This is a genomic window from Kitasatospora sp. NPDC042419 (assembly GCF_056437345.1).
This window is the reverse complement of the sequence record NZ_JBWKAW010000009.1, coordinates 208595-223452: the sequence shown is the minus strand read 5'-3', so window position 1 is coordinate 223452 and position 14858 is coordinate 208595. Positions and strand designations below refer to the sequence as shown.

Here is a 14858-nt window from a genome sequence, read left to right as displayed (position 1 = left end):
GCATCGCCGCGGTGCGCTTCGCCAGGGTCCGACGCCCCGGCCGTACGGGGGGTCGGTCGGGACGCCGGACCGGTCAGGTGTTCTCCGGCAGCCGCCCCCGGCTGGCGGAGACGATCAGCCCGCCCGCGATGGCCAGCACCATCAGGACGACGCCGAAGACCGTCGCCCCGTCGGTCAGCCCGACGGAGTCGCTCAGGTAGCCGGCCGACACCGGCAGCAGCCCGGCCGGCACGTAACCGCCCACGTTGAGCGCGGCGTTGGCCTCGGCCAGGCGTCGCGGCGGGACAGAGGAGTTGAGCAGCGAGAGGCCGCCGAGCTGCCCCATGCCCTGACCGGCCCCGGCCAGCAGGGCCGAGGCGACCAGCACCGGGACGGAGGAGGCGTGCACGGCGGCGATCAGCGTGACCATCGCCAGCGTGGTGGAGACCGCGCCCGCCATCAGGATGGTGCGCCGGCGCAGCTTCTGGACGGCGAACTGCACGCCGGTGGCGGTCAGGAACATCACGAACGCCATCGCCCCGGCCACGATCCGGCTGGTGGTGCCGAGCAGACCGGAGAGCAGCGACGGGCCGAGCGAGAGCACGAACGAGGTCGCGGTGATGCCGGGGGCGAACACCGCGATGCCGAGGACGAGTTGCAGGCCGTTGCCGCGCGGGACACCGGGCACCCGGACCCAGGCGCCCTTCGCCGGGGCGGCGGGCCGGCGGACCGGCATCCGCAGCACCGCGAACACCGCGGTGGCCAGCAGGACCGCCTCGACCACGAAGACGGTCACGGTCGGGCCGGGCACCGTCTCGGAGAGCACGCCGGCGAGCAGCGGGCCGAGGCCGGCGCCGAAGACCATCGCGCAGGAGGCGAGCAGGGCGGCCAGGCGCTTGCGGGCCGGGCCGGCCACGTCGGTCACGGCCGCCATGCCGGCCGAGACCACGGCGCCCACCGCGATGCCGGTGAACAGCCGGGCGACGATCAGCGCGGCGACCGACGAGGCGGTGGCGAAGATCGCGCAGGCGGCCACCGCCAGCCCCAGCGCGGGCAGCAGCACCGGTTTGCGTCCGAGCCGGTCGGAGACCACTCCGGAGACCAGCAGCGAGCCGAGCAGCCCGACGATGTAGAACGCGAACACGACGGTCAGGGTGCCCTTGGAGAACCCGATGTCCCGCTGCCAGACCACGTACAGCGGGGTCGCCGCGTTGGACAGGACGAACACCGCGGTCACCGGCCAGGCGGCCAGCCACACCCACCAGGTGGGCGTGGCCGCGGCGGCCGCCCCCTGTTCCTCCTCCGGCACCGGCAGGTCCGCCTCGGCGACCTCCTGCACCGACACCGTCCGACTCTCCGACATGGCCGCTCCCTCCCCAGACGCAGTACGAGTTAAGTCGAACATAGCATGCAGTACGATGAGAGTCGTACAGGAGAGTCCGAGTCTTTTCGGCCCACGAGGAGTCGCCCATGCCTTCGACGCTGCGCCAGGCCCCGCCCTTCGTCGTCCTGCCGGAGCCGGCCGACCTGCCGGAAGCACTGCCCGAGCCGGCCGTCGAGGAGCTCAGGCTTGAGCTCGTGCTCGGGGCGCTGAGCGACCCGCTGCGGCTCACCATCGTCCGCAAGCTCCTCCTGGAGCGGGAGCGCTTCGACCACCCCTGCGGCTGGTTCGGCCTCGACCGCCCCAAGTCCTCGCTCACCCACCACTTCAAGGCCCTCCGCCAGGCGGGCGTCATCCGCCAGCGCCAGTACGGGCTGGAGCGCCGCAGCCACGTCCGGATCGACGACCTGGACGCCCGCTTCCCGGGCCTCCTCGGCCTCGTCGCCGAGTGGACCCCCGACGGCCCCTGACCCGACGGGGGACCGCACACCGGGTCGCCCACCGGATCGCCCACCCCCGCCCCGAACGCCCCACCCCGAACGCCCCGAGTCCCCCCGTGCCCGGGGTCCCGGCCGCCCCCCACCCGCACCGGGGGCGGCGGAACGCGCGAGGGCGGGCCGTCGCCATCCGACGGCCCGCCCTCCGCGCTGCTCGCGCCGCACGCCCCCTGCCCGCGCGCCTTCCGCCGGAGCCGTTCCCACGGGGCACTGCCGCCCACCCGGCTACGCCCCCTCCGCCCGCTGCCCGGCGGCCTCCTGACGCCCCGCGGCCTCCGCCGCCCCGACCCCCACCGCCGGCTCACGCACCGCGCCCGGAGCCGACTCCGGGACCGCGCCCGCACCCGGGACCGCCGCCGCGAGCGGGACCCAGCGCTCGCCGAGCACCGCGACGGCCGCACTGCCCGCCGCCCGGCCGCCGCCGTGCCCAGGTACAGGGCGCTGCTGTTCAGCGTGCGCCGCACCGACCTCGACGCGCGCTTCCCCGGCCTGCTCGACGCGCTCCTCGCCGCCGTGCCCGCCTCCGCGCCGGACGCCACCACCGCCACCGCCACCGCCACCGCGCCGGACGCCTGAACCCGGGTCCCGACCCCGACCGACCGACCGGCCCGCCCCTGACCGGGACCGGGACCGGGACCGGACCCGGCCGCCGCCCATCCGGCCGCACCGAACCGGCGCCCCACCCGCCCCGTCGGTAGCGTGACCGGGACGGCAACAGCACCGAGCAGCGGAAGGCCGGACGGGTGCGATGGTCAGCGACATCGGCGGCGAACTCGATCTCACCGGACTGCGGCGCGTCTACGGACGGCCCGGCCACCGGCTCTTCTACACCCTGGTCTGCCGCAACGCCCGGCACTGGGGCTGGACCGAGCCCGGCCAGTCCAAGTGGCGCTGCTGGCGGGCCCAGCGCCGGCTGGAGGGCGTCCTCGGCCGCAAGCTCGCGCTGAAGCCCGGCTCACGGGTGCTGGACGCCGGCTCCGGGTCGGGCGTGGTGGCCCGCCAGCTCGCCGCCCGCTTCGGCCTGCGGATCACCGGCGTCGACGTCCTGGACTTCCACGTCCGCGAGGCACGCCGGCTGAGCGCACTGGCCGCCCTGGAGGACCGCACCGCCTTCTTCTGGGGCGACTACCACGAACTCGACTACCCGGACGGCTCGTTCGACGGCATCTACTCGATGGAGACGCTCTGCCACGCCTACGACCCGGCCCGCGCGCTGGCCGAGTTCCACCGGCTGCTGCGCCCGGGCGGGCGGCTGGTCCTGCTCGGCCCGGCCGCGGTGCCCGCCTCGGAGCTGCCCGCGGACAAGCGGGCGGTGCTGGAGCCGTACCTGGACGCGATGGCGCTCCTGGGCGCGAAACGCTACGACACCCGCTCCCTCGGCGGGCTGATCACCGGCGCGGGCTTCCGGATCGAGGAGGAGCTGGACGCGACCCCCTACTACCGGCCCACCACCGAGGCGCTGTACGCCTACTTCCGACTCCCGTACGCCGTGCTGCGCCGGTTCGGGCGGACCGAGCAGTGGCTGGGGCTGCGGTCGACCGTCGAGATGTACCAGCTCCGGGACCACGTCGCCTGGCTGGTGCACACCGCCGTCAAGCCGTGACCGGGCCCGCGGGCGGGCGGCCGGGCTCCGCCGCCGGGGGGCGCCCTACCGACCGGCGCCCGACGGCTGCGCGCCCAGCATCCTGAGTACCAACTCCCCGTACCGGCGGCCCAGTTCCTCGGGCGTCTCGCTACTCCGGTCGGTGTACCAGCGGGACACGTCGATGCCGAGCGAGGTGACCGCGCGGGCGGCCGTCCGCACCTCGGCGACCTCGAAGACGCCCGCCGCCAGGCCCGACTCGATCAGCGCGGTCACCTCGCGCTCGATGTCCAGCCGGAGCCCCGCGACCACCGCGTAGTCGTCCTCCGGGAGCGCGTGCAGCTCGTAGTTGACCACCCGGCCGACCGTCCGGGCCCGGGCGTGCCAGGCGGTGAACTCCTCGACCAGCCGCCGCATCCGGGCCACCGGGTCGCCCCCGCCCGCCACCGCCGCCCGGACCAGCGCCAGGGTGGCGGCGTGCCCGACCCGGCTGATCTCGGCCAGCAGCGCGGCCTTGGACGGGTAGTGGATGTACAGCGCGGCCGGGCTCATCCCGGCTCCGGTGGCGATGTCCCGGGTCGTGGTGGCGTGGAAGCCGCGCTCGGCGAAGGACTCCACGGCGGCCCGGAGCAGCCGGTGCGCCGCCTCGGGGCGGGTGTCGGCGCCGCCGGGCAGGGCGGGCCAGAGCTCGGCGATGGGCGTGCTGGTCATGGCGCCATCCTCGCAGATCGGTCGTACGGGCATTCGCCCCGCGCGGGCCGGGCGGGCGCGGTGGTCCACCCGCCGGGCGGGCCCCCGGCGGACGGCCGGTCCGGCCCGGCGGCTGTTGACAGGGTCACCCGCCGACACCATGCTAAGCAAGCGCTTAGTCACGGCCGCGCCGAGGCGCGCACCGGACCGACCCACGCCGAGAGGACCCCCGTGGTGCACTCCTTCAAGGGCCAGGTGGCCCTCGTCACCGGATCGAGCCGGGGCATCGGCCTCGGCATCGCACGCGAGCTGGTCGCCCGGGGGGCCAGGGTCTGCCTGACCGCCCGCACCCCCGAGCCGCTCGCCGAGGCGGTCCGCGACCTGGGCGGCCCCGAGGTCGCCATCGGCGTCCCCGGCAAGGCCGACGACCCGGCCCACCAGGACGAGGCCGTCGCCCGCACCCTGGAGGCCTTCGGCCGGCTCGACCACCTCGTCAACAACACCGGCATCAACCCGGTCTACGGCCCGGTGCTGGCCACCGACGAGGCCGCCGCGGCCAAGATCCTCGCCGTCAACGTGCTCGCCCCGCTCGCCTGGACCCGCCGCGCCCACGCCGCCTGGATGGGCGAGCACGGCGGCTCGGTGGTCAACGTCGCCTCCGTGGCCGGCATCCGCGCCTCGCTCGGCATCGGCATGTACGGCGTCTCCAAGGCCGCACTGATCCGGCTCACCGCCGAACTCGGCGCCGAACTCGGTGAGCAGGGCATCCGAGTGAACGCGGTCGCGCCGGCCGTCGTCAAGACCCGGTTCGCCGAGGCGCTGTACGAGGGCCGGGAGGAGCAGGTCGCCGCCGCCTACCCGCTGCGCCGGCTCGGTGTCCCGGACGACGTCGCGGGCGCCGTCGCCTTCCTGCTCTCCTCGGACGCCGCCTGGATCACCGGCCAGACCCTGGTGGTGGACGGCGGCGTCACCCTCGGCGGCGGCCTGTGAGCACGCTCGGCCGGCCGCCCCGCGAAGCCCGGAACGCGCCCGCCGACGGCCCCCCGTACGCCGGCCAGGGCGTGGTGGTCACCGGCGCCGGACGCGGCATCGGCGCCGCCGTGGCACGCGCCTTCGCCGCCGCGGGCGCCCACGTGGTGGTCAACGACCTGGACGCCGGGGCCGCCCGCGCGGTCGCCGCCGACTGCGCCGGCACCGCCACCCCCGGCGACGCCGCGACCGCGGACGGGCTGGCCGCCCTGGTCGACGCGGCCCGCACCGCACTCGCCGGGCACGGCGCCGAGATCGACGTCTGGTGCGCCAACGCGGGCGTCGCCCCGACCGGTGGCGCCGACGCACCCCCCGCCGCCTGGGCCGCCGCCTGGGAGGTCAACGTGCTGGCCCACGTCCGGGCCGCCGAACTCCTCCTCCCCCGCTGGCTGGAGCGCGGCGCCGGACGCTTCGTCGCCACCGTCTCCGCCGCCGGACTGCTCACCATGCTGGGCTCGGCCCCGTACGCCGTCTCCAAGCACGGCGCGCTCGCCTTCGCCGAGTGGCTGTCCGCCACCTACCGGCACCGCGGCCTGCGGGTGCACGCACTCTGCCCGCAGGGCGTGCGCACCGCCATGCTGGACGGCACGGGCCCGGTCGGCGAGGCGCTGCTCGCACCCACCGCGCTCGACGCCGAGGACGTCGCCGAGGCACTGCTCGACGGGCTGGCGGCCGACCGCTTCCTCGTCCTGCCACACCCCGAGGTCGCGGAGTACACCGCCGTCCGGGCAGGAGACCCGGACCGCTGGCTGGCCGGCATGAACCGGCTCCAGCAGGGACTCGAAAGGAGCGGGGCGCTGTGAGGGCCTGGCAGGTCGGGGAGTTGGGCGAACCACGCGAGGTCATGCGGCTCGCCGGGGACGTCCCGCGGCCGGTCGCCGGCCCGGGGCAGCTGCTGGTCCGGGTGCGGGCGGCGGCCGTCAACTTCCCGGACGCCCTGATGGCGCGCGGCCAGTACCAGGTGCGCCCACCGCTGCCCTTCACGCCCGGCGTGGAGCTGTGCGGCGAAGTCGTCGACGGTGCCGGCCCGTGGCGCCCCGGCGACCGGGTGATCGGCACCCCGGTGCTGCCGCACGGCGCGTTCGCCGAATACGCCCTGCTGGACGCGGCCGCCGCCTTCCGCGCGCCCGGGGCGCTGGACGACGCCGAGGCGGCCGCCCTGCACATCGGGCACCAGACCGCGTGGTTCGCCCTGCACCGGCGGGCCGCGCTGCGCCCCGGGGAGACGCTGCTGGTGCACGCGGCGGCCGGCGGGGTCGGCAGCGCCGCCGTCCAGCTCGGGCGGGCGGCCGGCGCACGGGTGATCGCGGTGGTCGGCGGCCCCGGAAAGGCCGCCGCGGCCCGCGGGTCCGGCGCCGACCTGGTGATCGACCGGACCGCCGAGGACTTCGTCGCCACCGTCAAGAAGGCCACCGGGGGGCGCGGCGCCGACGTGGTCTTCGACCCCGTCGGCGGCGAGGCGTACACCGGCTCCGCCCGCTGCGTCGCCTTCGAGGGCCGGATCGTGGTGGTCGGGTTCGCCGGCGGCCGGATCCCGGAGCCCCCGCTCAGCCACGCGCTGGTGAAGAACTACACCATCCTCGGCCTGCACTGGGGCCTCTACAACACCCACGACCCGCGGGCCGTCCGCGCCGCCCACGAGGAGCTGACCGCGCTCGCCGCCGAGGGCGCGGTCCGGCCCCTGGTCAGCGCCCGCCTGCCGCTCGCGGCGGCGGCCGACGCCGTCCAGCGGGTCGCCGACGGCACCACCACCGGACGGCTGGTGGTGACCCCCTGACCCCTGACCCCCTGGCCCCTGACCCCCGGCCCCTGGCCCCTGGCCGCCGGTGTCCCGGTCCAGGCGGTCCCGGTCCACCCGATCCCGCCCGGCCGGCCGCGCCCCCACGGGCCGACCCTCAGTGGGCGGCGCCGGCGGCGATGACCTCCAGCGCCGGGCGGGGGCGGCGGCCGAGCAGCGCCGCGAGGTCCCCGGACCCGCCCGGCCCTTCGAGGAAGCCGTGCGCGACCGCCGAGTACGTGCCGGCCGCCATCGGTACCTGGAACGCCGCCGCCCCGGAGGCCGCGACCGCCGCCCGCACCTCGGCGAGGGTCCCCGGCCGGTACTCGACCGGCCGGTCCCCGGCCCGGCTCAGCGCCGCCGCGACGTCCGCCCCGCCCACCGCCTCCTCGCCGACCAGCTCGTAGACCCGCCCCGCGTGCCCGGCCGGCGCCAGCGCCACCGTCACCGCCACCTCGGCCAGGTCCTCGCGCGCCACGGCCGCCAGCCGGCCCTCGCCCAGCGGGGCGGTGATCACCCCGTCCCCGTCCGGCGCCGCCAGCGCGCCCAGCAGCTCGGCGTAGAGGCCGTTGCGCAGGATCGTCCAGCGCAACGTCGCCGACGCGCGCAGCCGCCGCTCGGTCCAGCGGTGGGCCAGCGCGTAGGCGAGGTGGTCGCCGTCACCGGAGAGGCTGGTGTACACGACGTGCTCGACGCCGGCCCGCTCGGCCGCCTCGATCGCCGCCCGGTGCCGGGCGATCACCACGTCGTCCTCCCCGTAGCCGGCCGAGATCAGCAGCAGCGTCCGCACACCGGTGAAGGCCTCCGCGAGGGTCTCCGGCCGGTCGAAGTCCACCGTCCGGACCGGGATGCCCAGTGCGGGCACCCGCTCCGGGTCCCGGCTCCCGGCCACCACGCCGGCCACCGCACCGTCCGGGCCGACCGCACTGTCCGGGTCGACCGCACCGCCGGCCGACGACCCGGCCAGCCGCTCCAGCACCAGCGAGCCCAGACCACCGTTGACACCGGTGACGAGAAGCATGATTCCTCCACACGCGAGAAGCCGTCGACGGACACCGTCGGTCCGCCCCGGGCGGGCGGTCCGCCGCCGCGCCCTGCACTGCCCCCATCCTCGATAACCTGGGCATTCGGCGTAAGGAGGCACTTGCATGTCAGTGGGGCACACCGCGGTAACCACCCCGACCCCGGCCACTTCCCGTCCGGTGGTCTGGTGCGAGGACGGCGTGGACTGCGGCATCCGCGGTCTGCTGGACCGGCTCGGCGACAAGTGGTCGGTCCTGGTCGTCGTCGAACTCGCCAAGGGCGTCCGGCGGTTCCGCGAACTCCAGCGCGCCGTGCCGGGAATCTCCCAGCGGATGCTGACCCTGACGGTCCGCCGGCTGGAGCGGGACGGCCTGGTGTCGCGGACCGTCCACCCCACCGTCCCCCCGCAGGTGGACTACGAGCTCACCCCGACCGGCCACAGCCTGACCCACCTGATCCGGGCCATGGCGGACTGGTCCTACGACCACCACGACTCGATCGTCGAGTCACGCCGCGAGTGGGACACCGCCAACCCGGACTCGGAGATCCGCTAGGGCCCGGGGCCCGAGGCGGGCGGGTGCGCGGAGGAGGTCAGCGCGCGTACTGCATCTCCGGGAACCTCGGCGAAGGCCCGTCCAACAGGTGGTCGTCGTGGCCGCGCAGCCAGCGGTCGAGGAACGAGGCGACGTACGCGCGGGTGGCGAGCACCGCGCGCTCGGGACGGACCTCGCCCACGTCGCCCCGCACGGCGTCCGCGGAGACCGCCCCCTGACGGGCGAGCTGCGGCAGCAGGGACTGCGCGTCGGTGTAGGAGCCGTGCCGGGAACCGGTCAGCGTGACGTCGGCCTTCCAGCCCCGGGTGTGCTGCCAGAACGAGGCCCAGCCGGGCTGGTTCCGGTAGTCGCCGGAGTCCGGGCTCCCGGTGCCCATCAGCAGGAACGGGCGGTCGAGGCCGTCCTCGGCGACGCTGCTCAGGTGCACCCCCGTGCCGTCCGGGCCGGGGAAGTGCAGCTGGCCGTCCATGTTCACGCCGGCCTTGATCCGGGGGTCGTCGTGCATGGTCTGGGCGGCGGTGAACCCGCCGGCCGAGTGGCCGACCATGCCGACCCGGTTCAGGTCCAGCGAGCCGGCGAGGGCGGCCGGCAGGCGGCCGTCGGTCCGCAGCGCCCCGAGCTCGTCCAGGACGAAGCGGGTGTCGTCGACCCGGGTGCCCAGCGCCTTGCGGAGCAGCGCGCCGATGTCCAGGCCGGGCTGCCCGAGCATGCTCGGGAACACGGAGGCGGCCACGCCGCCGCCCGGGAAGGCCACCTCGGAGGCGTCGTAGGTGTGGTCGACGGTGACGACGACGTAGCCGCGCGAGGCGAGGTCCTCGACCAGCCCGGTCCCCCAGGTGCGGGGGTCGCCGAGCCCGGGCGAGTAGAGCACCACCGGGCGCGGGCCGGCGCCGGGCAGCGCGGGCGCGTCCTGCCGGGCGTGCGTGCGGACCCCGGACCAGTCGGTGCGGCCGGGCTCCGTCCCGTAGTTGAAGACCGCGGCGCCGGCCGGGCTCCCGAAGTGCTCGGCCGCGCGCGGCTCCATGTAGCGGGCCGGCTCCTCGCCACCGGACACCGCGCGGGTGGCCGGGTACCAGAGGCTGATCATCAGCTCGCGGGCCCGGTTCGGCTGCCACGGGTCCTGCCGCCCGACGTCGGTGAGGCGCAGCGCGGTGGTCCCGACGGCGTACGGCCCGGTGGGCTGCGGGAGCCAGGCGCGGGCCTGGCGTTCCGTCACGGCGGGCGCCGCCGCCGCGGTCGAGGCCGTCGCCCCCGCGCCCAGGACGGCCGTCGCCGCCGTCGCCACCAGCACGGCGGCGATCCCCGTCCGCGTGCCCCGCCCCTGTCCCCGCTTGCGCATGGCTGCCCAGCTCCCCGTTCGTACGCCCGCCGCCGACCGGCCGGCCCGTACCGGAGACAGTACGGGCCGGGTGGTGCGTGGACGTCATACCGCGGTGCCAACCCTCGGGGTGCTACCCGGGTATGACACCGGGTGGCCCCGGCGGAGCCCCGGTGGGCCCGCCGGGTCTCAGCGGTACCGCCGCAGCTCCCGCCGGGCCAGCGACCGCTTGTGCACCTCGTCCGGCCCGTCCGCCAGGCGGAGCGTGCGGTTGCCGGCCCAGAGCTGCGCGAGCGGGGTGTCCTGGCCGACGCCCGCCGCGCCGTGCGCCTGGACGGCCTTGTCGAGGATCCACTCGACGGTGCTCGGCGTGGCGATCTTGATGGCCTGGATCTCGGTGTGCGCGCCGCGGTTGCCGACGGTGTCCATCAGCCAGGCGGTCTTGAGCACCAGCAGCCTCAACTGCTCGATCCGGACGCGGGATTCGGCGATCCAGTCCTGGACCACGCCCTGTTCGGCGAGCGGCCGGCCGAACGCCGTCCGGTCGAGGGTGCGCCGGCACATCAGCTCGACGGCGCGCTCGGCCGTGCCGATCGCCCGCATGCAGTGGTGGATCCGGCCGGGCCCGAGCCGGGCCTGGGCGATGGCGAAGCCGGAGCCCTCCTCGCCGATCAGGTTGGCGGCGGGGACGCGGACGTCCTCGAAGTGGATCTCGGCGTGCCCGCCGTGGTCGGCGTCGTCGTAGCCGAAGACGGTCATCCCGCGCCGGACGGTGACGCCCGGGGTGTCGCGCGGCACCAGGATCATGCTCTGCCGGCGGTGCGGCTCGGCGTCCGGGTCGGTCCGGCCCATCACGACGAGGATCCGGCAGTCGGGGTTCATCGCGCCGGTGATGTACCACTTGCGGCCGTTGATCACGTAGTCGTCGCCGTCGCGTTCGATGCGCGTCGCGATGTTGGCGGCGTCGGAGGAGGCGACGTCGGGCTCGGTCATCGCGAAGGCGGAGCGGATCTCGGCTTCGAGCAGCGGTCCGAGCCAGCGCTCGCGCTGCTCGGCGGTGCCGAACCGGGCGAGCAGCTCCATGTTGCCGGTGTCGGGCGCGGCGCAGTTCAGGGCGGGCGGGGCCAGTTGGGGGCTGCGGCCGGTGATCTCGGCGAGCGGGGCGTACTGGAGGTTGGTGAGGCCGGCGCCCTGCTCGCCGGGGAAGAAGAGGTTCCACAGGCCCTGCTTCCTCGCCTCCGCCCGGAGGCCGGCGACGACCGGCGGGACCGTCCAGGCGGGGCGCGCCGGGTCGGCGAGCTGCGCGGCCAGCACGGGTTCGGCCGGGTACACGTGGCGGTCCATGAACTCCGTCAGCTGCTCGACGAGTTCGAGGGTCCGGGCGTCGTGGGCGAAGTCCATCGGTCAGCGCTCCTGGGGGGCTTCGAGGGTGGTGAGGCCGTGCTCGACGAGGACGGGCGCCATGGTCGCGGCCCGCTCGAACCCGGCCCCGAGGGTGCTGCCCTGCCGGAACCGGTAGTGGATGCCCTCGGCGACGACCGCGAGCTTGTACGAGGCGAAGGCGACGTACCAGTCGAGGTCGGCGGCGTCCCGGCCGGTCGCCGCGGCGTACCGGGCCGCCAGCTCGCCGGCCGGCGGGAAGCCCGGGGCGGTGGCGGCGGCGGGGATCAGGCCGCCCCCGGCGCCGGCGAGCTGGGTGTACATCACCAGCAGGCCGACGTCGGTGAGCGGGTCGCCGAGGGTGGACATCTCCCAGTCCAGGACGGCCGCGATCCGGTCCTCGCCGTCGATCAGCACGTTGTCCAGGCGGTAGTCCCCGTGGACGAGCGCCGGGGCCGGCGAGAGGGGCCGGCGGGTGACCAGCAGCTCGTGCAGCCGGTCGATGCCAGGCAGCTCGCGGCTGCGCGAGGCGTCCAGTTGGGTGGACCAGCGGCGCAACTGCCGTTCCAGGTAGCCGTCCGGGCGGCCGAAGTCCGCCAGCCCGACGGCCGCCGGCTCGATCCGGTGCAGCGCGGCGAGGGTGTCCACCAGCGCCACGCCGATGCCGTGGACCCGCCCCTCGCCGAGCACGGCCAGCGGTGCGGCGTCCCGGTGCGCGGTGCCGGGCACGTACGCCATCAGGTACCAGGGGGCGCCGAGGACGTCGGTGCCGGGGTCGAGGTGGAGGGTGGCGGGCACCGGCACGCCGGTGTCGCGCAGGGCGCTCATCACCCGGTGCTCGCGGCCCATGTCGTGCGCGGTGGCGAGGACGTGCCCGAGCGGCGGCCGGCGCAGCACCCAGTCGGAGGCGCCGTCGGTGAGCCGGTAGGTGAGGTTGGAGCGGCCGCCCTCGATCAGCTCGGCGCGCAGCGGGCCGTCCACGGTGCCCGGGAGCACCCGGCCGAGGTGGGCGCGCAGCCGCGCCAGGTCGAGCCCGGGCGGGTCGGCGGGGTTGTCGGGCACGGGCACTCTCCTCGTCGGGTTCTTCTCGGCGGGTTCTTCTCGTCGGGTCTTCTCGTCGGGTCTTCTCGGGGTTCTTCCGGCGGGCTCTTCTCGGCCGGGTCTTCCGGGCCGGTGTTCCGAGCCGGCCTCCCGGTCCGGTCCTCCGGGTGGCTTCCTCGTCGGCGGCCGTACCGCCGCCGGCTCCTTCCCGCATCCACTGACTAAGCGCTTGCTTAGCATTCAGCCGACCGCGCTCACCTGTCAATCCCACCCGCCCGTCACAATGAGCCCCATGAGGTTGATCCACACCGTGGCCGGCGTGCTGCTCCTGCTGCTCACCATCGGCAGCATCCTGCGCACGCTGGTCGTCCCGCGCGGCCTGTACTCCGCCCTCGTGCACCGCCTCTGGCGGGTCCTGCGGACCGTCCTGCGCCTGATCGCGACCCCGTTCGGCACCTACCGGGCGCAGGACCGGGTGCAGACCTGGCTCGCACCGCTGATGCTGCTCGGCATGCTCGGGGTGTGGCTCGGCGCCATGCTGACCGCCTACACGCTGATACTGCACGGCACCTCGCAGCTGGACTGGTCCGTCTCCTTCCGGGAGGCCGGCTCCAGCCTGCTGACGCTCGGCTTCGCCAGCGGCGACCGGCTCCACCTCTCCGCCATCGACTTCCTCGCCGCCGCCAGCGGCCCCCTGACCATCGCCCTGCTGATCGCCTACCTGCCCACCCTGTACTCCGCCTACAACCGGCGCGAGCTGGAGGTGACGCTCCTTCAGTCCCGTGCCGGCGAACCCGCCTGGGGTCCGGAGCTGCTCGCCCGGCAGTCCCTGGTCGACACCGAGACCGCGCTCCCCCAGCTCTACCGCGACTGGGAGCGCCTCGCCGCCGACCTCGGCGAGAGCCACTCCAACTACCCCGTGCTCATCTCGTTCCGCTCTCCGCAGCCCGACCGCAGCTGGGTGGTCGGCCTGACCGCCGTCATGGACGCCGCCGCCATCCACCTCGCAGTCGCCCCGCGCAGCGCCCCACCGGAGGCCCGGCTCGTGCTGCGGGCGGGCTTCACCGCGATGCGCGACATCGGCCGCTCCCTGCGCATCGGCTTCGACCCCGACCCGTCCCCCGAGGCGCCGATCCGCCTGGGCTTCACCGAGTTCGACGCCGCCGTGGCCATGATCGTCGCCGCCGGGTTCCCGCACGAGCGCCCCGCCGCCGAGGCCTGGCCGCACTTCCACGGATGGCGCGTCAACTACGAGCAGCTCGCCTACGAACTCGCCCGCCGCAGCGACGCCGTCCCCGCCCTGTGGACCGGCCCCCGCGACTTCCGCGCCCCGTCCGTCCCCCCGGCCCGCCCCGCCGACCGCCGCCCGGGCAGAGCCTGACGGACGGGGGCTCGGGCCGCCGGGCCGGACCCGACCCGGGCCCATCGGCCCATCGGCCCATAAGCCCGTCAGTGCGGATCCCGCCCGCTCGGGACCGGACCCGGGCCCGCCCGCGCTACTCGCCCGCGCTTCCGGCGCGCGTGCGGCGCAGGTAGAGGCGGATGTCGCCCAACCCGTCGAGGGCCCGCCCGTCCACGTCCGCCGGGTCCGCCTCCGCCCGTGCCGCCAGCGCCTCGGCCAGCGCGACCGAACGGTCGCCGAGGCGCCCGAACCTGCGGGCGGTGTGCCCGAGGCAGAGACCGGCCGGCCCCAGCAGCTGACTCCCCGCCACCGCCCGCGTCCCCACCTCCAGGCAGCAGCGCTCGATGAACGCCCGGTCGTCGTCCGCGAGCGCTGTTCCGACCAAGGCGTCGGCCGCCGCCGATTCCTGCCCGGGGTCGGCGAGCGCGCGTTCCAGGGCGGCCAGGACTTCCCGCTGGGGCAGCGCCGGCGGATTCCCGAACGTCCGGTGGCTGTGCGTCATGCGCCGACCCCACGCACCAGCGTCCCGCCACCGGCGTGCGGGGCGGTGGATGCCCACCGGGCACCCGACAGGCGCACCCGACGGGCTCGCGCGGCGGCGTCGAGGACGCGCCCCCTTCCGCTCGTCCGCTTCCCCGAACCGGCCGCCTTCGGCGACCATGTGGGCATGAACAGCCGGTCCGAGCAGGACGAGACCCGTACCGACAGCGCTCCCCCGTCGATATGGAGCCAGGAGGTGGATCTTCGGACCGTGGACGCGGGCGGTCTCCTCCGGCCCGTCACCATCCGCATCGGCGACTCGTCCACCGCACGCATCGCGCTCCTCGACGCCGACTCGCTCACCGAGGTCAGCGGCACCGACTATCTCGACTGCCTCGCCCAGGGCCGGCGGCAGTTGGAACGGGAGGGCCGGCTGCTCTGCTGCCAGGGCGCCCGCCCCGACGTCCGCCCTTCCGGGCAGTTGCGCCAGTTCACCCATGGACGGCAGGCGTACGTCCGTCGCCCGGGAGACGGGGACGGGGACGGGGTCGGGGTCGGGGTCCAGGAGACCGTCGACATCTTCGCACCGGCGCCACCGGGGGAGGTCGTGAGCCTCGATGAGCAGCGGGCGGCGTTCCTCGACGCCTGGAACGCCCGGCACCCGGCGCACCGGATCTGAACCCGCCGGTTCTTCGCTTGCGCGGCTCGGCATCCCCGCGTCCGGC

At 75.8% G+C, this 14858-nt stretch carries 16 protein-coding genes; 9 read left to right on the top strand and 7 right to left on the bottom strand.

The window, feature by feature from the left end; genetic code table 11:
• Nucleotides 1-73 precede the first annotated feature (73 nt).
• Nucleotides 74-1342, bottom strand: a complete 1269-nt coding sequence (locus tag AC067J_RS19850; RefSeq protein WP_478300875.1) for an MFS transporter — start codon at nt 1340-1342, stop codon at nt 74-76.
• Between the two features lie 107 nt (nt 1343-1449).
• On the opposite strand from AC067J_RS19850, the gene AC067J_RS19845 reads away from it, so the two are divergent.
• The 3 genes from AC067J_RS19845 to AC067J_RS19835 all read left to right on the top strand — a co-directional run bounded on the left by AC067J_RS19845 (nt 1450) and on the right by AC067J_RS19835 (nt 3460).
• Nucleotides 1450-1830: an ArsR/SmtB family transcription factor gene (locus AC067J_RS19845; RefSeq protein WP_478300873.1), complete on the top strand. Its 381-nt coding sequence runs from the start codon at nt 1450-1452 to the stop codon at nt 1828-1830.
• 450 nt (nt 1831-2280) lie between these two features.
• Nucleotides 2281-2433, top strand: coding sequence for a hypothetical protein (locus AC067J_RS19840; RefSeq protein WP_478300871.1), 153 nt, complete (start codon nt 2281-2283; stop codon nt 2431-2433).
• Between the two features lie 172 nt (nt 2434-2605).
• Nucleotides 2606-3460 (top strand): methyltransferase domain-containing protein, encoded by an 855-nt coding sequence (locus tag AC067J_RS19835; protein ID WP_478300869.1) that lies wholly within the window; start codon nt 2606-2608, stop codon nt 3458-3460.
• Nucleotides 3461-3505: 45 nt separating this feature from the next.
• On the opposite strand, the gene AC067J_RS19830 is transcribed toward AC067J_RS19835, so the two are convergent.
• A complete protein-coding gene (locus AC067J_RS19830) occupies nt 3506-4150 on the bottom strand; it encodes a TetR/AcrR family transcriptional regulator (RefSeq protein WP_478300867.1) in 645 nt (214 codons plus the stop codon).
• 210 nt (nt 4151-4360) lie between these two features.
• Between AC067J_RS19830 and AC067J_RS19825 the strand changes: the two genes are divergently transcribed.
• From AC067J_RS19825 to AC067J_RS19815, 3 genes are all read left to right on the top strand, one after another.
• Nucleotides 4361-5119 (top strand): SDR family oxidoreductase, encoded by a 759-nt coding sequence (locus AC067J_RS19825; RefSeq protein WP_478300865.1) that lies wholly within the window; start codon nt 4361-4363, stop codon nt 5117-5119.
• Nucleotides 5120-5193: 74 nt separating this feature from the next.
• Nucleotides 5194-5961, top strand: a complete 768-nt coding sequence (locus AC067J_RS19820; RefSeq protein WP_478300996.1) for an SDR family NAD(P)-dependent oxidoreductase — start codon at nt 5194-5196, stop codon at nt 5959-5961.
• Nucleotides 5958-6935, top strand: coding sequence for an NADPH:quinone oxidoreductase family protein (locus AC067J_RS19815; RefSeq protein ID WP_478300863.1), 978 nt, complete (start codon nt 5958-5960; stop codon nt 6933-6935). The genes AC067J_RS19820 and AC067J_RS19815 overlap by 4 nt, the downstream gene beginning before the upstream one ends.
• Nucleotides 6936-7053: 118 nt before the next feature.
• Here the strand turns inward: AC067J_RS19815 and AC067J_RS19810 are convergent, their stop codons facing one another.
• Entirely contained in the window at nt 7054-7956 is a 903-nt protein-coding gene (locus AC067J_RS19810; RefSeq protein WP_478300862.1) for an NAD(P)H-binding protein, read from the bottom strand.
• 127 nt (nt 7957-8083) lie between these two features.
• Between AC067J_RS19810 and AC067J_RS19805 the strand changes: the two genes are divergently transcribed.
• On the top strand, nt 8084-8512 hold the full coding sequence (locus AC067J_RS19805; protein WP_478300861.1) for a winged helix-turn-helix transcriptional regulator: 429 nt from the start codon (nt 8084-8086) through the stop codon (nt 8510-8512).
• Nucleotides 8513-8549: 37 nt separating this feature from the next.
• Here the strand turns inward: AC067J_RS19805 and AC067J_RS19800 are convergent, their stop codons facing one another.
• From AC067J_RS19800 to AC067J_RS19790, 3 genes are all read right to left on the bottom strand, one after another.
• On the bottom strand, nt 8550-9851 hold the full coding sequence (locus AC067J_RS19800) for an alpha/beta hydrolase family protein (protein ID WP_478300859.1): 1302 nt from the start codon (nt 9849-9851) through the stop codon (nt 8550-8552).
• Nucleotides 9852-10019: 168 nt separating this feature from the next.
• On the bottom strand, nt 10020-11231 hold the full coding sequence (locus tag AC067J_RS19795) for an acyl-CoA dehydrogenase family protein (protein ID WP_478300857.1): 1212 nt from the start codon (nt 11229-11231) through the stop codon (nt 10020-10022).
• Between the two features lie 3 nt (nt 11232-11234).
• Nucleotides 11235-12272 carry a phosphotransferase family protein gene (locus tag AC067J_RS19790; protein ID WP_478300855.1) on the bottom strand — a complete coding sequence of 346 codons (1038 nt, stop codon included), beginning with the start codon at nt 12270-12272 and terminating at the stop codon, nt 11235-11237.
• 271 nt (nt 12273-12543) lie between these two features.
• Between AC067J_RS19790 and AC067J_RS19785 the strand changes: the two genes are divergently transcribed.
• On the top strand, nt 12544-13632 hold the full coding sequence (locus AC067J_RS19785) for a hypothetical protein (RefSeq protein WP_478300854.1): 1089 nt from the start codon (nt 12544-12546) through the stop codon (nt 13630-13632).
• Nucleotides 13633-13747: 115 nt separating this feature from the next.
• On the opposite strand, the gene AC067J_RS19780 is transcribed toward AC067J_RS19785, so the two are convergent.
• Nucleotides 13748-14155, bottom strand: coding sequence for a hypothetical protein (locus AC067J_RS19780; RefSeq protein ID WP_478300852.1), 408 nt, complete (start codon nt 14153-14155; stop codon nt 13748-13750).
• A 165-nt stretch (nt 14156-14320) separates the two neighbouring features.
• Between AC067J_RS19780 and AC067J_RS19775 the strand changes: the two genes are divergently transcribed.
• Nucleotides 14321-14812 carry a hypothetical protein gene (locus AC067J_RS19775; RefSeq protein ID WP_478300851.1) on the top strand — a complete coding sequence of 164 codons (492 nt, stop codon included), beginning with the start codon at nt 14321-14323 and terminating at the stop codon, nt 14810-14812.
• Nucleotides 14813-14858 lie beyond the last annotated feature (46 nt).